At 41.1% G+C, this 26,217-nt stretch carries 23 protein-coding genes; 17 read left to right on the top strand and 6 right to left on the bottom strand.

Translation table 11 applies throughout. The annotated features are described in order from the left end of the window. Positions 1 to 118 precede the first annotated feature (118 nt). The 7 genes from ypfJ (at position 119) to OC25_RS15690 (ending at position 7,972) form a co-directional block, all read left to right on the top strand. Positions 119 to 961: a KPN_02809 family neutral zinc metallopeptidase gene (gene ypfJ / locus OC25_RS15720; RefSeq protein WP_039477871.1), complete on the top strand. Its 843-nt coding sequence runs from the start codon at positions 119 to 121 to the stop codon at positions 959 to 961. A gap of 104 nt (positions 962 to 1,065) precedes the next feature. Further along, positions 1,066 to 2,199, top strand: coding sequence for a sensor histidine kinase (locus OC25_RS15715; RefSeq protein WP_039477868.1), 1,134 nt, complete (start codon positions 1,066 to 1,068; stop codon positions 2,197 to 2,199). 18 nt (positions 2,200 to 2,217) lie between these two features. Then, on the top strand, positions 2,218 to 5,805 hold the full coding sequence (locus OC25_RS15710; protein WP_039477865.1) for a response regulator: 3,588 nt from the start codon (positions 2,218 to 2,220) through the stop codon (positions 5,803 to 5,805). 16 nt (positions 5,806 to 5,821) lie between these two features. Beyond that, on the top strand, positions 5,822 to 6,193 hold the full coding sequence (locus OC25_RS15705; protein WP_039477862.1) for a response regulator: 372 nt from the start codon (positions 5,822 to 5,824) through the stop codon (positions 6,191 to 6,193). A gap of 3 nt (positions 6,194 to 6,196) precedes the next feature. Then, on the top strand, positions 6,197 to 7,015 hold the full coding sequence (locus OC25_RS15700) for a CheR family methyltransferase (RefSeq protein ID WP_039477860.1): 819 nt from the start codon (positions 6,197 to 6,199) through the stop codon (positions 7,013 to 7,015). Next, a complete protein-coding gene (locus tag OC25_RS15695; RefSeq protein ID WP_039477858.1) occupies positions 7,000 to 7,584 on the top strand; it encodes a chemotaxis protein CheB in 585 nt (194 codons plus the stop codon). Before OC25_RS15700 ends, OC25_RS15695 begins: the two co-directional genes overlap by 16 nt. Positions 7,585 to 7,606: 22 nt before the next feature. Beyond that, positions 7,607 to 7,972, top strand: coding sequence for a response regulator (locus OC25_RS15690; protein ID WP_039477856.1), 366 nt, complete (start codon positions 7,607 to 7,609; stop codon positions 7,970 to 7,972). Between the two features lie 510 nt (positions 7,973 to 8,482). On the opposite strand, the gene OC25_RS15685 is transcribed toward OC25_RS15690, so the two are convergent. The 4 genes from OC25_RS15685 to OC25_RS15670 form a co-directional block, all read right to left on the bottom strand. Beyond that, entirely contained in the window at positions 8,483 to 9,442 is a 960-nt protein-coding gene (locus OC25_RS15685; RefSeq protein ID WP_039477854.1) for a DUF3137 domain-containing protein, read from the bottom strand. Beyond that, entirely contained in the window at positions 9,442 to 9,999 is a 558-nt protein-coding gene (locus tag OC25_RS15680; RefSeq protein ID WP_039477851.1) for a LemA family protein, read from the bottom strand. Before OC25_RS15680 ends, OC25_RS15685 begins: the two co-directional genes overlap by 1 nt. Before the next feature lie 47 nt (positions 10,000 to 10,046). Beyond that, positions 10,047 to 11,864, bottom strand: a complete 1,818-nt coding sequence (locus OC25_RS15675) for a hypothetical protein (protein WP_039477849.1) — start codon at positions 11,862 to 11,864, stop codon at positions 10,047 to 10,049. A 66-nt stretch (positions 11,865 to 11,930) separates the two neighbouring features. After that, complete coding sequence (locus OC25_RS15670) at positions 11,931 to 13,718, bottom strand: AsmA family protein (protein WP_039477847.1); 1,788 nt, start codon at positions 13,716 to 13,718, stop codon at positions 11,931 to 11,933. Positions 13,719 to 14,078: 360 nt separating this feature from the next. On the opposite strand from OC25_RS15670, the gene miaB reads away from it, so the two are divergent. The 8 genes from miaB (at position 14,079) to OC25_RS15630 (ending at position 21,904) form a co-directional block, all read left to right on the top strand. Further along, positions 14,079 to 15,494 (top strand): tRNA (N6-isopentenyl adenosine(37)-C2)-methylthiotransferase MiaB, encoded by a 1,416-nt coding sequence (gene miaB, locus OC25_RS15665; RefSeq protein WP_039477844.1) that lies wholly within the window; start codon positions 14,079 to 14,081, stop codon positions 15,492 to 15,494. Positions 15,495 to 15,590: 96 nt separating this feature from the next. Beyond that, complete coding sequence (locus OC25_RS15660; protein WP_039477841.1) at positions 15,591 to 16,838, top strand: sigma-54-dependent Fis family transcriptional regulator; 1,248 nt, start codon at positions 15,591 to 15,593, stop codon at positions 16,836 to 16,838. Positions 16,839 to 16,893: 55 nt separating this feature from the next. After that, positions 16,894 to 17,406, top strand: a complete 513-nt coding sequence (locus OC25_RS15655; RefSeq protein WP_039477838.1) for an LptE family protein — start codon at positions 16,894 to 16,896, stop codon at positions 17,404 to 17,406. A gap of 74 nt (positions 17,407 to 17,480) precedes the next feature. Next, positions 17,481 to 18,503, top strand: coding sequence for a hypothetical protein (locus OC25_RS15650; protein ID WP_039477836.1), 1,023 nt, complete (start codon positions 17,481 to 17,483; stop codon positions 18,501 to 18,503). A gap of 13 nt (positions 18,504 to 18,516) precedes the next feature. Continuing rightward, positions 18,517 to 18,879, top strand: coding sequence for a preprotein translocase subunit SecG (gene secG / locus OC25_RS15645; RefSeq protein ID WP_039477834.1), 363 nt, complete (start codon positions 18,517 to 18,519; stop codon positions 18,877 to 18,879). Between the two features lie 145 nt (positions 18,880 to 19,024). Continuing rightward, entirely contained in the window at positions 19,025 to 20,050 is a 1,026-nt protein-coding gene (locus OC25_RS15640) for a sensor histidine kinase (RefSeq protein ID WP_039477831.1), read from the top strand. Positions 20,051 to 20,239: 189 nt separating this feature from the next. After that, on the top strand, positions 20,240 to 20,881 hold the full coding sequence (locus OC25_RS15635; protein ID WP_208599622.1) for a DUF47 domain-containing protein: 642 nt from the start codon (positions 20,240 to 20,242) through the stop codon (positions 20,879 to 20,881). 12 nt (positions 20,882 to 20,893) lie between these two features. Continuing rightward, complete coding sequence (locus OC25_RS15630) at positions 20,894 to 21,904, top strand: inorganic phosphate transporter (protein WP_039477827.1); 1,011 nt, start codon at positions 20,894 to 20,896, stop codon at positions 21,902 to 21,904. Between the two features lie 450 nt (positions 21,905 to 22,354). On the opposite strand, the gene OC25_RS15625 is transcribed toward OC25_RS15630, so the two are convergent. Continuing rightward, positions 22,355 to 23,653 (bottom strand): carboxypeptidase-like regulatory domain-containing protein, encoded by a 1,299-nt coding sequence (locus OC25_RS15625; RefSeq protein WP_039477826.1) that lies wholly within the window; start codon positions 23,651 to 23,653, stop codon positions 22,355 to 22,357. Further along, the gene (locus OC25_RS15620; RefSeq protein WP_039477824.1) at positions 23,646 to 24,224 is read right to left on the bottom strand and encodes an RNA polymerase sigma factor; all 579 of its coding nucleotides are present in this window, start codon (positions 24,222 to 24,224) and stop codon (positions 23,646 to 23,648) included. The genes OC25_RS15625 and OC25_RS15620 overlap by 8 nt, the downstream gene beginning before the upstream one ends. Before the next feature lie 209 nt (positions 24,225 to 24,433). Here OC25_RS15620 and OC25_RS15615 point away from each other — a divergent pair, with 209 nt between their 5' ends. After that, positions 24,434 to 25,195, top strand: coding sequence for a DUF4197 domain-containing protein (locus OC25_RS15615; RefSeq protein ID WP_039477822.1), 762 nt, complete (start codon positions 24,434 to 24,436; stop codon positions 25,193 to 25,195). Between the two features lie 86 nt (positions 25,196 to 25,281). Beyond that, positions 25,282 to 26,214, top strand: coding sequence for a TolB-like translocation protein (locus OC25_RS15610; RefSeq protein WP_082018618.1), 933 nt, complete (start codon positions 25,282 to 25,284; stop codon positions 26,212 to 26,214). Positions 26,215 to 26,217: the final 3 nt, after the last annotated feature.

Below are 26,217 nucleotides of genomic sequence, written 5' to 3'. Positions count from 1 at the left end.
GCATTCAAAATTCAATTATCCGTCATTTTTTTACTGCTTACTTCACCAAAAAATATTTCTACATTAGTATAACAATTTTTGATAGATCAGGTTAATCATTAAAATAAAAATATAAACTATGCAGTGGTTTGGTAAAGGCAGTAACAACGTAGAAGATGGCAGAAGTGGTGGCGGTGGTAAAACCGCACTGGGTGGCGGGATAGGTATTATCATTGTGGTGCTGGGTTTAATATTCGGCAAAGATTTAACAGGAGTTGTAAGTCAGCTGCCGGCCACTACCGGTACCGAAGAAGTTAAGCAGGGCGTACCAGCGAATGATGCGCAGGCACAATTTGTTTCGGGAGTATTAGAATCGACCGAGCAGGTTTGGGATGCCGAGTTTAAAGCAATGGGTAAGGAGTACGAATACCCTAAACTGCGTCTTTTTAGAGATGGCGTACAAACCGCCTGTGGTTATGCACAATCGAATGTTGGGCCATTCTATTGCCCTGGCGATCATAAAGTATATATCGACTTATCTTTTTACGACGAATTGAAAAACCGTTTCGGTGCAGCCGGCGATTTTGCGCAGGCTTATGTAATTGCGCACGAAGTTGGTCATCATGTGCAGAATTTGCTGGGTATTTCGGCTAAATTAGATGAAGCGCGCGGACAGGTAAGTAAAACGGAATACAACCGCCTATCGGTTAAATTAGAGTTACAGGCAGATTTTTTTGCCGGCCTTTGGGCACATAATGCACAAAACCTGAAAGATTTTAAGTTAGACGCCGGCGATATTGAAGAAGCTTTAACGGCAGCCAACGCCATTGGCGACGATAAGTTACAGAAACAGGCAACTGGCGAAGTACAGCCCGATTCTTTTACTCACGGTACCTCGGCACAACGCATGTACTGGTTTAAAAAAGGCTTCGAAACAGGAGACATCAGGCAGGGAGATACCTTTAATTCAAATAATTTATAAAAATTTAAAACCTTTTGTAAAAGCTGTTGTTTGTTTACAGTTAAGGAGATTCTTATCTCCTGACCAAACATAATTATCCCGGCTTCTTATTTGTTTAATAAAGAATGATCCTTATAGTTGATGACAGGCCTGAAAACCTGATCTCGTTACAGAAAGTACTACAGGCGCACAATTTTGAGGTTGATACCGCATCATCTGGTGAAGAGGCGCTAAAAAAAGTCCTGAAAAATAATTACGTCCTGATTATCTTAGATGTTCAAATGCCCGATATGGATGGCTTTGAAGTGGCAGAAGCCATTTCGGGCTTTAGTAAGGCAAAAGATACCGCTATTATATTTCTATCAGCCGTTAATACCGAACTCAAATTTATTACAAAAGGCTACCTGAGTGGCGGATTGGATTACATAACCAAGCCCGTTGATATCAACGTATTGTTGCTTAAAATCAAAACTTTTTACCGCATTTACGAGCAGAACAGAAAGCTGAATGAGGTACAGGAAAAGCTTTTGGAAGAAATAGAATTCCGTAAGCAGGCCGAGCACAAAAAAGATGAGTTTATCAGTATTGCCAGTCATGAATTAAAGACACCCTTAACCAGTGTAAAGGGCTATATCCAGTTGCTGCAGCGCAGTTTAAACCGAGATGATAAAACCATGGCGCAAAATCACCTCGAAAAGGCTAGCATACAGCTCGAAAAACTAAACGATCTGATTGTCGATTTGCTCGATATTTCTAAAATCGAAAGCGGTAAGATGAAGTTTAACATGAAAAGCTTTTGTGCCGATAATATGGTAAACAATGCCATCGAGATGTTGCAGCAATCTAATCCCGACTTTAAAATTACCAAGCTGGGCCAAACCCACGAAATGATTTTTGGCGATGAAATCAGGCTCGAGCAGGTGGTTATCAATTTCATTACCAATGCCATTAAATATGCCCCAGGCACCAATCAGGTTAATGTTACCATTAATATAAAGGATGGGAAACTGTACCTGGCGGTTAAAGATTTTGGTATCGGCATTTCGAAAGAGCAGCAGGAAAAAATATTCGATAAGTTTTACCGCGTTGAAGAAAACAGCAACCGTTTTAATGGCCTGGGCATAGGTTTATATATCTGCTCGGAAATTATAAACAGGCATGGCGGTAAAATTGGGGTAAACAGTGTACCCGATGAGGGCTCTGAATTTTATTTTATTATCCCCATTACCGAAGAAGAAATTGTAAAGAACCAGATCTAATTAGTTTTAATCCCCATAATGAAAACAACACTTAAAAATAATCTGCGTTTGGGCCTGGGCCTTTCGTTGATTATTCTGTTCATCAGTTCGCTGGCTTCTTATACCAGTATCAGCAACCTCATTAAAAGTACCGAGCTGGTAAAACACAGCGATGAGGTGATTTTAGGTGCCGAAGGCGTAATTTCTACCTTAAAAGATGCCGAAACCGGCCAGCGGGGATACCTTTTAACGGGCAACAAGATCTTTTTGACCCCTTATTACGGCGCTACTGATACCGCCATGAATGCTTTGAGCAAATTGCAGGCATTAACAAAAGATAATCCGAACCAGCAAAAAAATATTAAAGCGTTGCGGGATATCATGTCGCGCAGGCTGAGTATCATTACCTCAACCATTGAAATTAAATCGCTTGGCGGCCAGATAGATCCAACTGTGCTTTTGCAGGGCAAGACTTATATGGATCAGGCCAGGGCAGCCGTGACGAGGATGGTAAATGAGGAAAAGAGTTTGTTAGAGCGTCGCACTATAGAGCTGAATAAACTGACTTCTTATACGCCGCTCCTAATTTTGGTAGCCGCTTTGCTGGCGGTGTTGATTACGCTGTTTTTTTACCGCAAAGTGTCTATCGATTTTGATGAACGCGTTAAGCTTCAGCAAGAAATTGAGAATAAAAAACACGAAATGGAAAAACGCATAACGGCCATTAAAGAAATTGCACACCAGATTTCGAATGGCAACTATGGCGTACGGCTCGATAGCCAGAGTCGTGATGATTTGGGCGAACTATCCGAATCGTTAAATACCATGTCAACCTCTTTAAAAAAATCTTTCGATACCCTCGAAGAAAATGAATGGTTGCAAACCGGGGTAGCCAACCTGAACGTTAAAATGGTTGGCGAAAAGGATGTTTTTCATCTGGCAGAAGATATTATAGCTTTCTTAGCCACCTATACCAAAAGCCAGATTGGCGCCTTATATCTTTTTAAGGACGACGGGTATCTGCATTTAAAGGGACAATATGCTTTACAAAGACAAAATTTAACGCAGACGCTGGAAATTGGACAGGGTTTGATCGGGCAGGCGGTAAAATCTGGTAAACCTATTTTACTGGACGATGTTCCGCAAAACGAACTGACCATTACCCACGCCACGGGGAATATTAAACCCGCACAATTAATTGTGTTGCCGATTATCAGAAACGAGATCTCGATCGGAGGCCTTGAGCTGGGTACCATTGGTAAATACACTGATTTGCAATTACACTTTTTAAACCTGGTCTCATCTGATGTAGGTACGGCACTTTTGGGTGCTCAGAATCGTCAGAAACTGCAGCAGTTGCTGGAAGAAACACAGGCCCAATCAGAAGAATTGCAGGTGCAGCACAATGAGCTGGAAGGTTTAAATGCCGAGCTGGAGGCACAGGCGCAGAAGCTTCAGGCAAGCGAAGAAGAACTGCGGGTACAACAGGAAGAGTTGTTGCAAAGCAATCAGGAGCTGGAAGAACGAAGCAGTTTACTTGAAGAGAAAAATGAACTGATTGAGGAACGTAATGTAGAAATCCAGCAAAAGGCAGAAGCTTTGGAATTAAGTACGCGGTACAAATCTGAGTTTTTGGCCAATATGTCGCACGAGTTGAGGACCCCGCTCAATTCGATCTTGCTTTTATCGAGGTTAATGGCCGAAAATGAAAGCATGGATCGCGAGCATCAGGAATATGCTGAGGTGATTCAAAGCTCCGGACAAGGCTTATTAAGTCTGATCGATGAGATTTTAGATCTTTCTAAAATTGAAGCCGGTAAAATGGAGCTTGATCGGACCAACGTTAAGGTTGACGATATTGTGTTGAATATGCGCTCGCTCTTTAGCCCTTTGGCCAAAGAAAAAAACTTAACTTTCGAAATAGCGCAATCGGCAGCAGTACCTGAGTTTTTCCATACCGATAAAATGCGCTTAGAGCAGATTATTAAAAACCTGTTGTCGAACGCCATTAAGTTTACTACCGTGGGGGCTGTAACCTTATCTATCGAAAAAAATGAGAAGCTGGCTGCCCTTGAATTTAAGGTTACCGATACCGGCGTGGGTATTGCACCCGAAAAACAAGGTATGGTGTTTGAAGCCTTTCAGCAGGCCGATGGGTCTACACGCCGTAAATTTGGTGGTACTGGTTTAGGGCTGTCTATCAGTCGTGAGCTGGCGAGGCTATTGGGTGGCTACATCGATTTAAAAAGTAAAGAAAACGAAGGCAGTATTTTCACTTTAACGTTACCTATTGATAAAAATAAAGGTTTTGATGGTGTTATTGCTGCTTTAGATCAACCGGTGGCAGCAGTTGCAGAGCCTGCAGTTAAAAAAGCAAATCCTTTAACGGTGGCCAATATTCCACAGGAAATTGAAGATGATAGAGCGAATATCCAACCCGATGATAAAGTAATTTTGATTGTAGAGGATGATACGCCATTTGCCAAAACCTTGTTAGATTTTACCCGCAAAAGAAATTACAAAGGCTTGGTGGCTGTGCGTGGCGATGTGGGTATTGAAATGGCTAAAACCTATAAACCACTGGCCATATTGCTCGATATTCAGCTGCCGGTAAAGGATGGATGGCAGGTAATGGAAGAGTTAAAGTCAGATCCCTCAACACGACCAATTCCGGTGCATATCATGTCTTCTTTACAGGTGAAAAAGGAGAGCCTGCTTAAAGGTGCAGTAGATTTTATCAATAAACCTTTCGCTTTTGAGCACATGCAGGAGATTTTTACCAAACTGGAGCATGCACTTAGCCGTCACCCTAAAAAGGTGCTCATTGTTGAGGAAAATGAACAGCACGCCAAAGCTTTAAGTTACTTTTTAAGCAATTTTAATATCCAGACAGAGATTGTAAATCAGGTAAACGAAAGTGTTTCTGCCTTACACAAACCAGAGGTAAATTGTGTTATCCTGGATATGGGTATTCCGGATAAACATGCTTACGAAACACTCGAGGTAGTGAAAAAGACCCCCGGTTTAGAAAACCTGCCGATTATTATTTTTACCGGTAAAAATCTTTCGAAAGGTGAAGAAAATCGCATTAAGCAATATGCCGATTCAATTGTGGTGAAAACGGCACACTCTTATCAGCGTATTTTAGACGAAGCCGGATTGTTTTTACACCTGGTTGAAGAAAAAAATAAGGAAAAAACCAAAACGCCTAAAAAATTCTCAGAGTTGCAGGATGTGCTTAAAGGAAAAACGGTTTTAGTGGCTGATGACGACGTGCGTAATATTTTTTCGTTAACCAAGATGTTGGAGCAACATCAGATGAAGGTTTTGGCAGCTACAGATGGGAAAGAAGCACTTAAGCTCCTGAACGAAAACGCCGATGTGGATGTGGTGCTGATGGATATGATGATGCCGGAGCTGGATGGTTACGAAACCACAACAGCCATCAGGCAGGATCTGAAATACCGTAACCTGCCTATATTGGCCGTAACTGCAAAGGCCATGATGGGCGACCGCGAAAAATGTATTGCTGCCGGCGCATCCGACTATATCAGTAAGCCGGTAGATATGGATCAGCTGATCTCATTACTGCGCGTTTGGCTGTACGAAAATCACCATAAATCATAAACCATTTTAATTAGTTATGCCTCAAAAATTAATCCTTATTATTGACGACGATAACAGAAACATTTTTGCCCTGAAAGCTGTTTTAAAGGCCAAAGGCTTCAATTGTTTGTCGGCCATAAGTGCGCATGAAGGTTTTTCCATCATGGAGCAACACGAAAATGTGGCCATCGTTTTAATGGATATGATGATGCCCGATATGGATGGTTATCAGGCAATTGCCGCAATGAAAAAATCGGCTAAAATGCAAAATATACCTGTTTTGGCTGTAACTGCGCAGGCGATGGTTGGCGATAAAGAACGTTGCCTCAGTGCAGGTGCATCCGGTTATGTTTCAAAACCGATAAATGTTGATGAATTGTTATTGCAGATAGAAAAATTTACCAATTAAAGAGTGATAAGTGAAGTGATAGATAACGAGCAGGTTGAGCTGTTGCTGAACGATGTTTTAGAAACTCATGGCTATGATTTTCTCGAATATTCGCATGCTTCGATAAAAAGAAGGATTACCCGGCTCTATGCGCTCGATAGTTTTGTAAGCTTCGCAGAGTTCCGCTACACCGTAAAAACCGATAAGCAGTATTTTAAACGTTTTTTGGAAGAAATAACGGTTAATGTTACCGAAATGTTCCGCGATCCTTCGTTTTACAAAGCTTTGCGCAATGATGTGCTTCCCGTTTTAGGTACTTATCCTTTCATACGCATTTGGGTTGCAGGCTGCTCTACAGGTGAAGAGGCTTATTCGCTGGCTATTTTGCTTAAAGAATTAAACCTGCTCAATAAATCGCTCATTTATGCTACAGATATTAATCCCTCGGTTTTAGAAAAGGCAAAAAAGGGCATGTTTCCTTTAAACTACCTGAAACAATATTCTGAAAATTACCTGCAATCGGGCGGAACCAAAGATTTTTCTACCTATTATGCGGCCAACTATTCGCTGGCTAAATTTGATGAAAGTTTGAGCAGTAAAATGATCTTTTCTACCCATAACCTGGTTTCTGATCATTCTTTTAACGAATTTCAGCTCATTTTGTGCCGCAACGTATTAATTTACTTTGATAAAGACCTGCAGCATAAGGTTTTTAACCTCTTCGATAACAGCATCGAAAATTTGGGCTACCTGGCGCTCGGGAGTAAAGAAAGTTTGGATTTTTGGCCCAAAGCCAAAGGCTATAAAAGGATTAAACAGGAGAAAATATGGAGAAAACTGTAAATAGAACCTCCTGTACCGCCTTAATTATTGGGGGCTCGGCTGGTAGTTTAGATGTTTTGCTCGAAATTTTTCCTCAATTGAGCCAGAACCTGAATTTCCCCATTATACTGGTTGTACACCGTAAAGCCAGTAACGAATCGTTGCTTACCGATCTGATTAGAAACCGCACTTCGCTGCTGGTTAGCGAAGCCGAAGAAAAAGAAGTGTTAAAGGCCGGAAAAGTATTTATTGCACCTGCCGATTACCATATGCTCATTGAAGAAGATCATAGTATATCGCTCGATTATTCAGAAAAAATAAATTATTCCAGGCCATCAATAGATGTTACCTTTCAGTCTGCAGCTGAGGTCTTTAGATCGGGTCTGGTATGCATTTTGTTATCGGGTTCTAATGCCGATGGGGTAGAAGGACTAAAAAGTGTAAACAATTTTGGTGGTAGGGTGGTTATACAGAATCCAAATACGGCGATAATGCCGTATATGCCCCAGCAGGCAGTGCTACAGGTACAGCCGCACGAGGTTGTGGACGGCCACGATATGGCCACATATATAAATAAGTTGAACAATTAATTTACTTTTTCGGAGGTTAAATATGGCAGGTGTAAAGAAAGTATTTGTTTTTGATGATAACAGGGATATCCTTGATCTATGTACATTTATTTTAGAAGATGCTGGTTACGAAATCAAAACATCTGAAAATGCAAACGATATTGAAAAGCAGGTGGCAGAATATATGCCCGATTTAATTTTCATGGATAACTGGTTGCCCGATTTAGGTGGTATACAGGCTACAAAAGCACTAAAAAGCCATCCCGATTTAAAACACATTCCCGTGATTTACTTTTCGGCCAATAACGATATCTCTTCGCTGGCTGATGAGGCCGGTGCCGATAGCTACTTATCAAAACCTTTTGATATTGCCGCATTGGAGGATATTGTGAAAAAACATTTGAGTTGATGGTAAATATTTAACCACAGAGTTCAAAGAGAAGGCCACGAAACTCACAGAGTAGAAGATGTACACATGTCAATTTATAAAGCACATTTTTTGAAGAGAGTGAAGCGTTGCCGGAAAAATTAATTCAACAGCCACGGATTCACGGAGAATCCGGATATTTAGGAAACTTTAAATCTCTATTTTTCTCTGTGTAATACTTTGTGCCCTTTGTGGTGATAAAATATTTAACCACAGAGCTTACAGAGAACGCCACGAAGCGCACAGAGTGGAAAGTATAACCGTTATTGCAAGAAGGCTTTTCTCTCATCGAGGCTTGCCTGTAGCAGACAATCCTACAGCGATCTTTGGTAGCATGCGCATTTAAGATTGCTTAGTATCTCGCAATTACGCTCAAGCTTTTAAACCTCTATTTTTCTCTGTGTAATACTTTGTGTCCTTTGTGGTAAAAAGAATATTTACCTCGTGTGCTTTGCAAAATACTTCGCGGCCTTTGCGGTTAAAGTCCCTTGGTTAATCTCTCCCCCAGATCCGCGTATTCAAATCCAGTTCCTGCACAATATCATACATAAACTTAACGGCCCTAATATCATCGTTGAGTGCCTCGGCATTAATTAAAGATTTAAATACCGGTGCTTCGAAATAATTCCGGTCTAGCGGAAAAGCAATGTACATCCTCGATTCGATAAACGACAGGGTAATGTCGTATTTACTTTCGTGGTTGAGCTTTAAAATCCGCTCCATCATGGCCGGTGTTAAAATATAACGCGCTTCTACCTGATCGGAACCATAAGTTACAAAGGCTTTATCAAAATCGGGGTTTTCGAGCTTAACCACATCGCTGCCACCAAAAGAGAAGACATTTTTCGAAAACCAGGCCCCCAGTGCATTGGCAAAGCCTTTAGGGCGTACAACAGTTATGCCATTAAAGTTTTTATTAAAATCGGCAGCGAAAATAATCCCTTTAAAAATATCGTGCCATTCGGTGCGTGTGCCATTTTTGGTTTGGGTTACTGTTTTATATTCGGCATGTACCTCGGCAAAGTAAAACCGGGTTTTGCCGGCGCTGCCCGTTACCAGGTCTTCGGTGTTATACCGGTCGGGGTCTTGTGTAAAAAGCTGTGTGTAAACAAATTCCGATGCTTCAATGCCTGCGTTTGGTTGCAGGGCAAGACTTTCATCTAAAAATTTAAGTGCTGCCCCAATTACATCCCGTTTGTAGGCATTTTTATAAGCGGCTAAATCATCGCTGATTTTATAGTGCAGTACGCCTCCGTAAATAAGCGGAATTAAGCCCACAATAACAGGAAGCAGAATAGGAAAGCCCAGCATAATGCCAAGCACAGCTACGGCTATGCCCAGCAAAATAAAAATATAGCCTTTGGTTTGGGTTGAAGCAATTTTTTTGCGTTCAATTTCCATTGTAGCCAATACCTGTTGCAAGGCTACATTTCCATCAATACCGAATTGCATTAGTTATTAAAAAGCTCTTTTGCACTAATGTTTTTACGTTCTTCGGCTGCGGTTTCTAAAACCGGGGTAGGCTGAAAGTTAAGCATGCCGGCAAATAAGCTTCCCGGAAACATCATAATGGCATTGTTATAATCGGTAACAGTAGCATTATAAGTTCTTCTGGCTGCGGCAATCTGCTCTTCACTTTCGGTCCAGGTAGTTTGCAGGTTTATAAAATTGCTGTTGGCTTTTAAATCCGGATAGTTTTCAATGTTTACCATTAAACCCTTCATGCTGCTGCTTAGTTCGCTGTCTAATTGGGCTTTTTCGGCAGGTGTAATGTTTCCTGAGGTAGCCTTTGCTCTAAGTTCAACGATTTTGGTTAAGGTTCCCTGTTCGTAAGTGGTATACTGTTTTACTACTTCAACCAGGTTTGGGATTAAATCGAAACGTTTTTTCAGCATGACATCAATGGCCGAAAAGGCATTCGTAACCTGATTTTTCTTTCCGATAAGAGAATTGTAGAAGAAAATTCCAAAAAGGAACATAACTCCGATAATAACGAGGGCAATAATCATAATTGTAGTTTAAGGTTTAGAGTATAAATATAGGCAAAGGTTACAAATTAACGTTTTTCCCTTTTTTCCTGGCGCTCGCGCTCCAGGCGGCGTTCCAGGCGCCTCTGTTTTCTTTGCAGGTGACTTTCCCTCATGGCCTTAAATCTGGCAATATGTGCCTTTACTTCGTTTTGTTTTTCTTCGGTAATGCCAATGCTGTATTTAATGCCGGTAAAGAGGCTGCGCCAAATCATGCTAAAGAAAGAAGTATTGGCCGGACGGCTGTAATTTACACTTAGCGGAATCAGCTTTCCATCTGGCCCCGGGTTTTCTGATTTGATGATTAATGCATTGGCTAAGAATGACAGCAGCCCCCGGGTAACCAGATGGTCTTTCTCCGGGTCGTTCCTCATCAAAGCAACCGAAAGGTCGTAGTACGAAAAAGCTACCGTGCCTTTAGCACCCAAATCGTTAGCCTTGAAATTAAATTTAAGCTGATCTACATTGCCGCGGTTAATGCGTACCAGGCCCAGTGGCTTGGTAATCTGGTTTAATACACGGGCATTAAAGCTATGCAGGGTTCCGTTATAAGAAAAGGCACCATCTTTAGCCGTCAGGTTGAATATAAAATTTACATCCAGCTTGCCCTGACCGCAAAGCCAGGTAGTCAGGTTGGCCTCCATAATGGGATTAATGTTTTTAATACTTTGGATGTTGGTCGCATTTTTAATAAAACCCGAGGTATGCTGAAAGGTAATTTGTCCTTTCTGGTTGCTTTCAGTATTGTAAACGGCGTAGTTGATGCCTACATCTTTTACCTGTATTTTTTGCACCAGAATGGGCATGCTAACTTGTTGCAGTAATTGATGGGGAAACCGGCCGATTTTATTTTCCACCGGCTTTTGTTTAAGCCCTTTTTGGCTGAACACCGAAATAAAGCCATTGGCAATAGCCATTTCTTTTGCCCAAAGTTCTTGTTTGCTGATGTAAAGCGGCATATCGATACCGTTAAACAGAATATCGTTCATGCTGATGTTAAAACGCTCGCGCGCATATCCGGCAACTTTGCCGAAAGCCATTTCATCATGCAAAGGGGCGAGGGCAAAACGATTAACCCTTAGCTTGCCTGTACTGGCCCTGAAATCGAGCTGCTCCAGCTTAATATCATACATTTTATCAGGCGTACGGTAAGCATAATTGTTCAGGTTAATTACAATATCTTTAAGCAGGTAAAAGCGGGTAGGGTCTTCGGCCGAAGTAGAATCTACCAATAAATCGGTAAGGGTAATATTCAAATCATCGATAGCAAAAGGAACCTCTTTTTTAAGGTTATTATTTACGTACTTAAAACTCACATCCCTAAACCTGATTGATTTGATGCTAAACTCTTTAAGGTTTTTGGAAATAAATTCGTAGGGTGATTTAATGGGACGGGGTGCCCGGCCTTCGTTAAAGGCAAGCTGCCGGTTTACCATGGTCACTTCGGGCTTATCAAATAAAACCTCTTCCAGCTGTAGTTTCCTTTCGCGGTAAAGTGTTAAGGGGTGGAAACGTTTAACCACCAGCTTTTTTAAAGAAACCGTATACAGGTTATTGGGTGCCCGTTTCAGGGCAATAAGTTGTTTGTAGCGGTTCTGATCCGGAACGATTTTTACATTTTGCAAAGTAGCGTTACCTGTAAAAATATTGGTGGTTACCTTGGTAAAACTAATGGTATATAAACTGTCTGTTGAGGTGTAAAGCAGCGTTTTGATCCTGGTGGTAAGCATGGGCCGCGATTTTACATTTAAAAACCAGGCAATACCAGCCAATACCAGAAAAACACCGACTAAAGCGCCTGCAATCCATTTTAAAACGCTATAACGATATCTTTTAGTAGCTGGCATTAAAAACGGGGACAATTTTTTTAATAGCAATATACAGTTATAAACATAATTGCAAGGCATTAAACCTTAGTTATTTTCTCTTTTTGCCTTTCGGGCGGCCTTTCTATCTGCCCGCTTTTGTTCCCTGATTTTTTTAGCGATTACCTTTTGCTGTTTTACCGGGTTTTTCTCAGGTACCACACTTACCCCTACAATATCTTTTATGCCCACAAATACCGTTTTCCACATCAGGTTAAAGAACGAAGCTGAATTGATCCGGTTATTGGTCATTGTAGCTTTACGGGCTGCTTCTCCCTTTTGCGGGTTTTCATTTTTAACCAGAATGGTATTGGCCAGAAAAGATAAAAAGCCTTTTTCTTTGGTTCCTTCGCCGTCAATATTATCCGATAGGAGCTTAATCTTTAAATTGCTGTACAACATATTCATTGACCCCTTTGCTGATCGTAAATTCCCGTCGGCTTTAAAATCGATATGCTGCACATCGCCACTTTCTATCTCAATTAAGCCCAGTGCCTTGGATAATGGATTTAAATTTTTCAGGTCGAAATTGTCCAGGCTTCCGCTGTAGCTAAAAGCCCCATTCGGATCAGTTAGATTAAAATCGATTTTTACATTCAGTTTGCCCAGGCCCATTAAGCGCGAGTTGAGATTGGCAAGAGCATGGTAGCGTTGCTTCAATCGGGCACTATCGTTGGTTACGTTTAAAATGGTGCCCGTTAAATCTTTAAAAGTTACTGCTCCTGTTTTTTTACTGGCCGGATTATATTCGGAATATTTAACATCCACCTTGTTCAGTTTTACAGTATCAATTAGGGTGGGCAGGTTTAGGCGTTTTAGTGCCATGTGAGGATAGTTTTGGCCCTTATCGAAACCAGGAGGCGGCGGAGACTCGCGACTCATAAACACTTCTACATTGGCAGGGCCAATTTTTAACGATTGGGCATGCAGGGTTTGATCGGTATTTAATCCAACAAAATCAACGCCATTAAATTCTATTTGATCAAAAGCAAGATCATAGCGGTCTTTCTGCACTTTGTATTTACGGGCAAAAGTTAATTCGGGGTACAAAGGCAAAAGGGTAAAGCCTTTGACTGTTATGCGTTTTGATTTGGCAGAGCCTGAAATGGTATCGACCTTCATCGAGTACATTTTATCTTTGGTGATAGATTTGTAGCCTGCAAGCTGAAAAGAGACATCTTTCGTGTAATAAAACCTGGTTGTATCATCACCCGAAAGCGAATCCAGTAAAAAATCGTTAACCGTAATATCGAGGTGTTTGATTGAGTTTTTAACCTTTTGCGAACCGGTTTTATTGATATAATCGAAATCGGCATCTACAATCCTGATCGCTTTAACGTGGATCGATTTAAAAATCTTCGATACCTGATCGTAAAGCGTTTTCTCACTTTTAACCGTATCGGTCTTTTTAGGTACCTTATTGTAAATCATATTGATAGAAGGCTGTTGTAAAATGATTTCGCTTACTGCTACCTGTTTTTTAAAATAGGCGGTTAGTATGCCAACACGACTAATCTGTAGTTTTTTCAGTTTGAGTTCAAAAGTATGTGCAGGAGCCAGTTTAGCTACTTTTAAACTATCGAAAACCAAAGGGTTGGGCTTTAGCGTAACATCACGCAGGGCCAGGCTCCCTGTAATCACATTCAGGTTAATGCTTTTAAAATCGATATTATACAGGTGGTGCGAACCATTATACACGCCTTCCTTTATTTTTTCGGTGAGCAGGGGCTTCCATCTGGCACTCAGAAACATGGCGCCAAATAATAAAATCAGGATTAAGATCCCGAGGATACTGCCAATCCAGATCCAGACTTTGTTTTTATGTTGAGCTGTCATTTTTATGCCTTAATTGATACGTAACAGCTGTGAGGGCGAAAGGTTTTTGATAAGCGGAAAGACTAAAGTCTAAAGCTGAAAGACCAAAGCGGGTGTAAACAGTGGCTTTGTATCTAAACCCGACCTTAGCGGGATGCCGTAATTTTTCTATTGCGGCAGAAGCGGGGGCGGGACTGCAGCCCGCCACAGGCACAGCCCATTCCTTTCCAAAAAATACAGTCTATCTAAATGCAGGTACTTTACTTTAGCGGAAACGATCCTTGATCATAATCGTACTGTAAACATTTAAACAAAATATGTCAATTTGTCACTTTTAATTTTATTTGTGTATTTTTGCAATCCCCAAAATGTTTTTAAATAATGATTGATTTACAATTACCAGATAAGACGCACGATGAAGCAAGGCAAGGTGAGGCGCTAATTTTAGATACACCGGTAAAAGCTGATGCCCGTAAATTATATATCGAAAGTTATGGTTGCGCCATGAACTTTGCTGATAGTGAAATTGTTGCTTCGATTTTGTCGGAAACTGGATTTGAAACCACCGGGGATTATCACCAGGCCGATGTAATTTTCATCAATACCTGTTCTATCCGCGAAAATGCCGAAACAAGGGTGAGAAACCGCCTGTCGCAATTTGGGGTAGAAAAACGCCGTAACCCGAAATTAATTGTTGGGGTATTAGGCTGTATGGCCGAGCGTTTAAAATCTAAATTTTTAGAAGAAGAGCGTTTGGTTGATGTGGTGGTTGGCCCCGATGCTTACCGCGATTTGCCAAATTTGATTGAGCAGGTTGAAAGTGGCCATAAGGCTGTTAACGTACTGCTATCGCGCGAGGAAACCTACGCCGATATTAGTCCGGTTCGTTTAAACAGCAATGGCATTACCGCCTTTATTTCCATTACACGTGGTTGTAACAACATGTGCTCATTCTGCGTGGTGCCTTTTACCCGTGGTCGCGAGCGCAGCCGCGATGCACATTCGATTGTTGAAGAAGCAAAAGCCTTGTTTGAGGGTGGTTACCGTGAGGTTACCCTTTTGGGCCAAAACGTAGATTCGTACACCTGGACCTCAGAAGATGGTACTGAAACGGTAAACTTTGCGCAGCTTTTAGAGCTAACAGCTTTAGTTAGTCCTGAGTTAAGGGTTCGTTTCTCTACTTCGCACCCTAAAGATATTACTGACGAAGTTTTATATACCATCGCCAAATACGATAACATTTGTAACTATATCCATTTACCAGTTCAATCGGGTAATACACGTGTGCTGGAATTAATGAACCGGACTTATACCCGCGAGTGGTACATTAACCGGATCGATGCTATTCGCAACATTATTCCGGGATGTGCAATTTCTACCGATATCATCGCAGGTTTCTGCACAGAAACGGAAGAAGAGCACGAAGAAACCCTGAGTATGATGGATTACGTGCAGTACGATTTTGCCTATAACTTTACCTATTCAGAGCGTCCGGGTACTTTAGCTGCACGTAAACTGGAAGACGATATCCCTGAGGAGGTTAAAAAACGCCGTTTGGCTGAAATTTTAGCTAAACAACAGGCACACTCGTTAATGCGCTTGCAGGAGTGGGTTGGTAAAACCGTACGCGTTTTAATTGAAGGTACTTCAAAAAAATCGGATAAAGATTATTGTGGCAGGGGAGACAGTGGTGCTATGGCCATTTTCCCGGCAATTGAAGGTGTTAAACCAGGTCAATATGCCAATGTATTTATCGAAAAATGTACATCTGCTACTTTGATCGGAAGAATAGTTTAGAAGCCAAAAGACCAAAGCAAAAAGCAAACATAATCTGAAACACCCAGTCTTGATACTAGTTACTTGATACTAAAGATAGGCACTTGATACTAAAGAATGGATACACAAAATATTAAACAGCGGTTCGGTATTATTGGCAATTCGCCTTTGCTTAACCGTGCTATAGATATTGCCAGCCAGGTAGCACCTACTGATATGTCGGTTTTAATTACCGGCGAAAGTGGTAGTGGTAAAGAGGTATTCTCGCAGATTATCCACCAAATGAGTGCCCGTAAACACGGTGCTTTTATTGCGGTAAACTGTGGTGCCATTCCCGAAGGAACAATAGATTCGGAGCTTTTTGGTCACGAAAAAGGCTCTTTTACCGGTGCACACGAAGCACGTAAAGGTTATTTTGAAGTAGCCAATGGCGGAACCATTTTCTTAGATGAGGTTGCCGAACTACCTCTAGGTACTCAGGCCCGGTTGCTTCGGATTTTAGAAAGCGGCGAATATTTGCGCGTAGGTTCATCTAAAGTGCAAAAAACCGATGTACGTATTATTGCAGCAACCAATGTGGATGTATACAACCGTGTTAAAAACGGCAAATTCCGTGAAGATTTATATTACAGATTGAATACCGTTCCTTTGCGTATTCCGGCTCTGCAGGAGCGTAAAGAAGATATTTATTTATTGTTCAGGAAATTTGCGGCCGATTTTAGCGATAAATACCGTAGCCCAGCTTTACACCTGGAGCCCGATGCTATACAAATTTTAACCAATTACAGCTGGCCGGGCAATGTGCGTCAGTTAAAAAATATTGCTGAGCAAATTTGCGTGTTGGAGAAAGACCGCAATGTTACCGGGCAAGCCATTTTAAACTATATCCCGAACGAGGCCGGTAGTAATTTGCCAATGGCGATTAATGCACAATCTAAAGAAGATTTTACCGAGCGGGATATCTTGTACAAGGTGCTTTTTGATATGAAAAAAGATATGGTTGAGCTGAAAAAACTGGTAGCAGAAATTATTCAGCACGGTGGAAATACCGCAACGGTACTGGCCGATAACCCGCAATACATTAACCAGCTTTACAGAGATGTAGAGTTACCAGCCGGACAAGAGCACGCTTTTACCATACAGCAACCTGCGCCGGTAAACAATAACATTAATGGCAATAGCAACTCAGATTATTTTACACACGATGCTGAAGAGGTAGAAGAGTCATTATCGCTGATTGATAAGGAATCGGACCTGATTAAAAAAGCATTGAAAAAACATAAAGGCAAACGCAAGTTTGCTGCTCAGGAGCTGGGGATCTCAGAACGGACCCTTTACCGTAAGATTAAAGAGTTAAATTTATAAGTTTAAGCCATTGTTGCCGTTATAAGCATGCTGTAAAAAAGCATAACGATTTATCATGATGAAAATTAAAATACTTGCGTTGATATTGGTTGCTACTGTACTGAACGCTTGCTCGTACAAATTTAGCGGTGCATCTACAACGGGCTTAAAAAATGTGGCTATCCGTTTATTCGAAAATAATGCACCACTGGTAGTTCCAACTTTAAGTAATCAGCTTACCGAGGCTTTAAAGAACAGGATTCGTACCCAAACCAAGCTTATTCTGGTAACCGGCGAATCGGATGCTTCGTTTGAAGGTCGTATTACAGGCTACGATATTAAACCAGTGGCCCTTCAAAACAGTGCAACACCAACCTCTGGTGCCAACAGGCTTACCATTACCGTTTCGGTAAAATATAAAAATAACATCAAAGAGCACGAAAAGGAGAGTTTTGAAGAAAGCTTTACCCGTTACTTCGATTTCCCGGTAGGTGGGGCTCCCATTCAATCGTTATTGCCCGGCGCCATCGAAAATATTAACAAGCAATTGGTAGAAGATATTTTTAACCGTGCTTTTGCACAGTGGTAGGCAAAACAGCCCGTTAAACACAAAATTTTTAAAAACCCGTCTACATTTTTTTAACTTAGCAGCAAACCTCAATAATGGATAACAAACAGCTACTGGCAGATTTACTTGCGCAACCCGGAAAGGTTGGTCCAGAGCATGCATCCATGTTGCAGGAAATGGCTGAACAATTTCCATATGCGCAGCCCATTCAATTGCTTTTAGCGCGGGCAAATGCGGCGTTCGTACCTAAAGCCGCTTTATACGGCCAGGGCCATGTGCTGTTCCACATTTTAAATATGGTACCGGTTAAAGCAACCGATACTGTTGAGCTGGATGAACAGGAAGTTTTTGAAGAAACTGGAGCACCTGAAGAAGCGGTTAACTTAAATCAGAACGAAGCAGTTGAAATAGAAACCCCTGATCATTTACCTGGTTCTGATAACCAGTTGGTAGATTTACCTGCTGTAGATCATTCTTTTATCGAAGCTGCATCTGCCATCGATTTCTTTGCTTTTGAAGAAAAAACAAGTACAGAAGTAGTTGCGCCCGCACCTGAAATAGAAACGGTGGTGCCCGATAGCCATGAAAAGAGTTTCGTTTCCAAGTACGACGACGACGAGCTTCCTTATACCTTTTTATGGTGGCTGGCCAAAACACGCGCAGAGCACGAACAAATTTTTCAGCCTTATGCACAGGCAAAGCCGGTTAAGCAAAAAGCAAAACCACAAACAGCTCAGCCGCAGGAAAAAGCAGAGTTTCAGCAGCAGTATGTAGAGCATATTTTTCACATTCAAACCCCATTCGAAGTAGCCGACCATTTGGCCGAATATCCTGCTCCGGAAGTTAAAGATGTGAAAGGTGCTGAAATTATTGAACGGTTTTTAAAAGAAGACCCCACCATTAAGCCTCCTAAGCCCGAATCTATCGATAATGAAAATAAGGCCAAGAAAAGCGCAGAAGATCATTACGACCTGGTTTCGGAAACTTTAGCCAAAATTTACATCGAGCAAATGCTTTACCACAAAGCCATAGATACTTATAAAAAATTAAGTTTGAAATATCCAGAAAAAAGTGGTTACTTTGCCGACCTTATCCAATCTATAGAAAAGAAATTTTAAAAATAATATTACCATGGTAACCTTTTTAATCATTTTATTAATTATTGTATGTATCGCTTTAGGCTTATTTGTATTGGTACAAAACCCTAAAGGTGGTGGTTTAGCTACAGGCGGTGGCACCAGTAACATGTTTGGTGTACAACGTACCGGCGATGTTTTAGAAAAAGGATCGTGGGTTTTATTAACAGCAATCGTTGTTTTAACCTTATCTATTACTACAATTGCTAAAACCAGCGGTGGTAGTGCTGCTGTAGGAAACTCAGCTATTCAGGAGCGTTTAGATAAAACACCTTCACCATCACCACTTGGTGGAAACTTAAACAGCACTAAACCTGCTGCAACAACTCCGGCTAAAGCAGATTCTACTAAAAAATAGTAACAACAATATTGTACTGAAAAGCTTTCCTCAAAAGGGAAAGCTTTTTGCGTTTATAACCCCTTGCTTAAACGAGCTGTTACAACACAATCAACTTAACGCTGGCTGTTAACACATATTTAACATAAAAGCTTTAAATTGCCACATGAAATTAAGTGTGCTGGTTTTGTTTACTGCTCTTGCCGTAGGTCTTTCTATCGGCATGGTTAATTTTTACTTTCAGCATAGCTGGTATTACCTGGCTATCTCGTTCGGGGTATCTTTTCTGAGTAGTTTCCTGGTGTTTTATTACCTGCTCGAAAAATACATTTATACCAAAATTAAACTCATTTATAAGCTTATCCATAACCTTAAATTAGGTAAAGATTTAAAGGATGCTTTGGGGGAGTACGTAAGTTCTGATCCTATTAACGATGTAGAGCAGGAAGTGAAGGAATGGGCAGGTGCGAAGAAAAAGGAGATTGATTTGCTTAAAAAACAGGAACAGTTTAGGCGCGAGTTTCTTTCCAATGTATCGCATGAGTTTAAAACGCCGCTTTTTGCCATTCAGGGCTATATTGAAACCTTGCAGGATTGTTTGGTAGATGATCCGGATCAGGCTGTTTTGTTCTTAAAGAAGGCTGAAAACAATGTAGAACGCCTCAGCTACCTCATTAACGATCTGGATGTGATTTCGAAACTCGAAACAGGCGAATCGCCGATTAATTACCAGAAATTTGATTTTGTGCAACTGGCCAAAGAGGTGATGGAAAACCTGGAAGACCGGGCAGAAAGTAAAAACATCAAACTTTTCTTTAAAGATAAATATACCGCCATTACACCGGTTTCTGCCGATAGGGAAAAAATCCGTCAGGTATTGATTAACCTGATGGTAAACAGCATTAAGTATGGGGTTGATGGCGGCGAAACAGCCATTAAGATTTTCGAATTGCACGATCAGGTACTGATTGAGGTAACCGATAATGGGATTGGTATCGAAGAAAAGCACCTGGCCAGATTATTCGAGCGTTTTTACCGTATCGATACCCACCGCGCCCGCGAAGTAGGTGGAACCGGTTTAGGTTTGGCCATCGTAAAACACATTTTAGAAGCGCACCAGCAAACCATCTCGGTAAGGAGCACGCCCGGCATCGGAACAACCTTCGCGTTTACGCTTCAAAAGGGAGGGTAAACCAGTCTGTTTTAGCGGTTCAAAAAACAAAGCTGATAATTTAGTTCATGCCTGCAAGTACGCTGCTGCGTAAAATCCTGACGTTCTTCATGGTAAAATGAATTTTGATGTCGTTTTTGTTAATATAATTACGAAATTAACATTAACTTAACATTGAGCTTGTAGCTTTGCAACATATTAAGAATTAACATGAACAATATTTTTAAGTTCTTTACGCCTCAAGACAGAAAGTTTCACCCACTTTTCGAGCAGGCAGGAAGCAATGCATTAAAGATTGCTGAAGCCCTTTTAGCCATGGTGAGCACAGCCGATGCTGAAAACAGAAAAGCCATTTTTAAAGAAATTGAACGCCTGGAGCATGTAGGCGACGATATTACCCATTCGATTTTTCTTGAGTTAAGCCGGAACTTTATTACGCCTTTCGATCGTGAAGATATTCATCAGCTGGCTACTGCAGTTGATGATGTTGCCGATTATATTTATGGCACTGCCAACCGTATGCAAATGTATAACATGAACGCCATTAATGAGCCGATTGTTAAAATTGCTGAGCTTTTGGTAGAAATGTGTACCGATATTGATAAAGCAATTAAAGAATTACGCAGTTTCAAAAATATCCGTGTAATTGCTGATGCTTGTATCCGCATTAACAGTGGCGAAAACCAGGCCGATTATGTATTTACCTTAGCCGTAGCCCGTTTATTCGAATACGAAACCAATGCGATTGAATTAATTAAACAAAAAGAGGTTTTACAAACGATAGAGAAAGCAACAGATAAGTGCGAGGATGTGGCGAATGTGCTTGAAACTATCTTGGTTAAAAACGCTTAATAAAAAACAAACATGGTAACTACCTTATTGGTTGTTGTTGTAATTCTGGCTATTGCTTTCGATTATATTAACGGTTTCCACGATGCCGCCAACTCGATTGCAACCATTGTTTCTACAAAAGTACTTACGCCTTTTCAGGCCGTTTTGTGGGCTGCGTTATTCAATTTCGCTGCTTACTTTTATTTTACCGACCACAAAGTGGCCAATACAGTTGCTAAAACTGTTATCGAAAACTACATTACACTCCATGTAATTTTTGCCGGTTTACTGGCAGCCATTATCTGGAACCTGTTAACCTGGTGGTATGGTATCCCTTCCAGCTCATCGCACACCTTAATTGGTGGTTTTGCAGGAGCCGGAATGACACATGCTTTACTTACCGGTGCAAGCCCGCTTGATGCCGTAAACATGCAATACGTAATTAAAATTGTATCGTTTATTGTTCTGGCGCCAATCATTGGTATGGTAATTTCGGTGATATTAACACTCATCATTATCAATATCTGCCGTTATGCTAAGCCGGCAACTGCCGAGAAATGGTTTAAACGTTTGCAGCTTATTTCATCTGCAGCACTAAGTTTCTTCCATGGCGGTAACGATGCGCAAAAAGTTATGGGTATTATTGCTACAGCTTTAATTGCCTCTAAAGTAATTCCCGATTTCGAAGCCATGCCTGCATGGGTGCCAATTGCCTGTTATTCGGCAATCTCTTTAGGTACCATGAGCGGTGGCTGGAAAATTGTAAAAACCATGGGGTCGAAAATTACCAAGGTAACAGCGCTTGAAGGTGTTGCTGCCGAAGGTGCAGGTGCGGTAACGCTGGGTATTACCGAGCATTTCGGTATTCCGGTTTCTACTACGCATACCATTACCGGTTCTATTGTTGGGGTAGGTGTTGTTAAAAGTGTATCAGCTGTACGTTGGGGCGTAACCATTAACCTCATCTGGGCCTGGATTTTAACCATCCCGGTTTCAGCTACGCTGGCAGCCATTATTTATGGTGTGATTTACTACTTTAAATAAAAAACAAAATCCTTTAAATATACTCAGAAGACCAGGGCCAAAAGCCTTGGTCTTTTTTGTTGGCTTTAACCGCAAAGAAAGCAAAGTTTTTCGCAAAGGACACAAAGTTCCTTGTTTTTAAGGTTTCTTGTTCTTCATGAAAAGGTTTGTTTTAAGAACGTATCATTTGCAATCTCCTTAGCTCTAACAGTCATTGCCAGCTCGATCCGATAGCTATCGGATGGCAATCTTAATTCGGATACGTTGCATAATCCTTAATTCCAGATAAGGTTGAGTATTGGAGCTAAATAAAAGCCACAGCTTAACAGATTTGATCTAATCTGTTAAGCTGTGGCAAAAATATTTGCATGGCGAACATTGCTGTAAATGGCGCTTTCACTGGAAAGTTAGCATGTAATATAATTTCCTTTGCGTGCTTTGCGCCTTCTCTTCGCTCCTTTGCGGTAAGATTTAAAACTTAACGCTCAGCTCAACATCATTAGTGCCTTTCTTAGGCAATACCCAATCAGGTCCATCCTGTACCAGTCTTTTGGCTTCTGCATCGGCTTTTTTGTTAAGCGATTTAATTACGGTGATATCTGTAGGTCTTCCGTTGGTTTTTACCTTGAAGCTTAAAATCACAAACTGTTCAGGGCCTTTCGGGTTATACAGTTTATTGTTATTTTCGAGGTATTGCTGATAGTTAATCGTAGCAACCGGAATAGGCTTGGTAATTTCCTCTGCCGATTTTCCGTTAAGATTCTGCTCTGCGCGAAGTGTAATTTTAGGCGCCGCTATATTTTCTTTTTTACGACCGTTTGATCCGGTAATCAGTGCAATTTCATTGAGGGTTTTGCCTCCGCTCATCGCCGAACGGATAGCATTCGGATCTTGCATGCCCACCACCGGAATCTCTTTGAAACCAATGGCGTTAATTAATAAATCCTTGTCTTTAGCACTGCTATCGGCTGGCAAGGTAAAATATCCTTTCGTATCAGTAGCTGTGATGTTCTTCGATCCTGCCAGTTTAACTATTGCGCCACTAATGGGTTTTCCGTCACGCTGATCAACAACGTTGCCGCTGAAAACAATATTACTTGATCCAATAGATTGCGGTGCAGCAGCTACTGCAAGCGGCCCGTCAAATTTAGCTTTAACAGAATCGGCTCTGCGTGCAGCAAAAGCATTCACTTTAGCTTTGCTTAAACTCGCCTGCGCTGCTATTGCTTTACTTTCAGCAATTTCCTTTTCTGCATTATAATCTGCAGGAGTTGTTTTTTTGTTGATGGCCAGATCGCTGGTTTTGGCGTTGGTAATGGCTTTATCAATGATGGCTTGTTTAGAAACTTTGGTCAAAGTATCAACTTTAGGGCTAACAGCAGCTACGGCAGTAGTAGTATCGAGGTTTACCATTACACCTCCCGATTTACGGGCAGCTATTTCGGCATTCCTGCGGTTCGTTTCGCGCATAAAGAACAAAATGCTCACGGCAATAAAAGCTACCGTAGCGGTAGCAGCAATGCTGAGCCTTTGTGTGGTGATACCCCAGAGCTTCCGTTTTACCGGCTTTTCAGCAACCCTGTCATACAGTTGTTTTTGTAAAATAGAAAGGCTTTGTTTGCGTTTTGGCGATTGTTTTAAGCCTTCTAAAGCTTCGGCAACGAAAGGATCTTCCAAAGCCTGCCTTTCTACAAAGTGCATAGCTTTAGCATCAAGCTTACCATCCAGGTAATCTTCCAGCACATCAATATCTAACCAATCGTTATTCACTACTGTTTTTCTCTATACAAATCTTTAAATTCCGCTTACCGTTCTGGATGTAACTTTTAACTTTTAGCATGTCGTAGCCGGTAATATCGGCCACTTCTTTATAGCACTTTTCCTGTAAATAAAATAAATCTACGCTTTTTCGCTGTTCTTCAGGCAAAGTTTCCATACACTTTTCCATAATGGTAAGCTGCGTTTCTTTTGTGTTGTCTATATCCAGATGCACAAACTCGCTGTTTTCCACAAAAGTATCGTCGATAGAAACATTATTTTGCCTGGCCGATTTGCGCAGCGCCATTAAACAATGGTTGCGTGTAAGCACGTGGAGCCAGCTTTTAAAGTTTAGCACCTCATGCACTTTGAGTTTGATAACCAGTTCTTCGAAAATCTGCATGACAGCATCCTTGCTTTGCTCTTCATCTTTGAAATAATTGAGGCAAACCCCGAAAACCAGGTGCATGTATTTGTTGTAAAGCGTACCCAATGCATCTAAATTGCCCGTGTTTTTGTACTCGGCAATTAGTTTAGCATCATCTTGCTGGCTATTTCCAGCTGTATTTTTTATAAATCTCAAAAAAACAGGTAGCTATATCGAATTATCTTTCAAGTATAAAAAATATTTCTGAGTGATTAACCATAAACTAATTTTTTAGGATACTTTGCCCTTTTATCAGCTATAACTGAAATGGAAAATTTAACATTTCAGCTGTAGCGAAACCCTTATCTTTGGTAACCAATAAAAATTGGCCGTTGTTTTGCTTAACAGGATTAAACACACACCAAATGAAAAGAATTAACACTTTTTCTGCAGCACTGGCTTTTCTGCTGTTTGCAAATTTTGCTGCTACTGCCCAGATTAAACTGAGCGATATTTTTAAAAAAGTAACCGAAAAACAGGGCACTGCAACCAGTGCTACCGGAACGCCAACAACCCTCGAAATAGGGCAGGGCATTAAAGAAGCCTTGCAGATTGGCATTTCAGCAGGTGCCGACAGGCTTTCGGTAAAGGATGGTTTTTTAGGCAACCTGGCCGTTAAAATTTTAATGCCACCCGAAGCCCAAAAGGTAGAGAAAACCTTACGTGGTATTGGCCTGAACAAGCTTTGCGATAATGTAATTGTGAGCCTGAACCGTGCAGCCGAAGATGCGGCTACCGAAGCCAAACCCATCTTTATTTCGGCCATTAAACAAATGACCCTGACCGATGCTACCAATATTCTTTTAGGTAATAAAGATGCCGCTACCGAATACTTTAAAAGGGTAACTACAGCGCAATTGGTGCAAAAATTTAGCCCCATTGTAAGCACCAGCTTAAACAAAGTGAATGCGACCAAATATTACAGCGATTTAACCACCCAATACAACAGGTTGCCACTGGTAAAACCGGTTAATACTAACTTAACCGAATATGTTACCCAAAAAGCAATTGATGGTTTGTTTATCGAAGTTGCAAAAGAAGAACTGAAAATAAGGGATAATCTGGGTTCCAGAAGTTCTACCTTACTGCAAAAAGTGTTTGGTTATGCCGATAAGAAAAAAAGTTAAGTCTGTTTAACATCATAAAAAGGAGAGATTCAGGTGCTGCAAGGGGCCTGAATCTTTTTGTTTAAAAACAATTTGTAAAATTGTATATGATGAAATTTAACATTCAGCTGGCTTTTATTTTGATTGCCGGCACGGTACTTACAGGTTGCAGCAATCAACAATCGGCAACGGGCGATTCGAAAGCGGTATTAGACACCGTTTCGTTAAGCAGTAAAAATTATGCCCTGGCTTATCAGGACGGTGAAAAGATTGTTGCTACCAGTATCGATACCATGAAGCAAATTTCGTTTGGCGGCGCAACTGACCCGGCCATCTCGCCTGACGGGAATAAACTGGCTTACACTTTAAGCGATTCTGCCGGCCACCGGTCTATCTGGATTGCCGATATGGAAAATAAAAGTCAGGGGCAACTGGTTGTGAATAACAATAACTATTACCAGGCGGTATGGTCGGCAGATGGGAACACCATTGCCTTTAATATTTTTAACAAGCAAAACCTGTGGAAAATAGGCATCATTAAAGCCGATAACTCGGGTTATGTAATGCTCGATAGCGCATCTAAAATTAATGTGTACGCGCCAACCTGGAAAAACGAGCGCGAAATTATTGGCCAGGATTTAACCAATTTGTACACTTTTGATCTTTCGGGTAAAGTGACAGACACCAAACCAATAGCCGGTTTAATAGGTAAAGATTTAACCATCGCCAGCAGCAACCGGTTTTTCTATACTAAAGACGGTAAGAAACTGGTTTTTAATGCGGGCAATAATGATGTTTTAGACGGATTAACCGGCCCCTCAGAAGCAGTTTATGTTTTAGATCTGGCCAGTAAGAAAGTCGTAAGGCTTTCGCCTAAGGGTATTAATGTACCTTATGTTTTTGTAACTGCCGACGACCGTATTTTTTACAGTGGAGCGGAAAAGCCTTTTACGAATCCCAAAATTTATATCACCGATTTAGACGGAAATAATAAAATTGTGGTTGATAAAGGCACAAACCCGACTGGGGCTTTAAAATAACAA

Origin of the sequence: Pedobacter kyungheensis, from assembly GCF_000812965.1 — a bacterium.
Taxonomy (GTDB): domain Bacteria; phylum Bacteroidota; class Bacteroidia; order Sphingobacteriales; family Sphingobacteriaceae; genus Pedobacter; species Pedobacter kyungheensis.
This window is presented reverse-complemented; position numbering and strand designations above follow the sequence as displayed.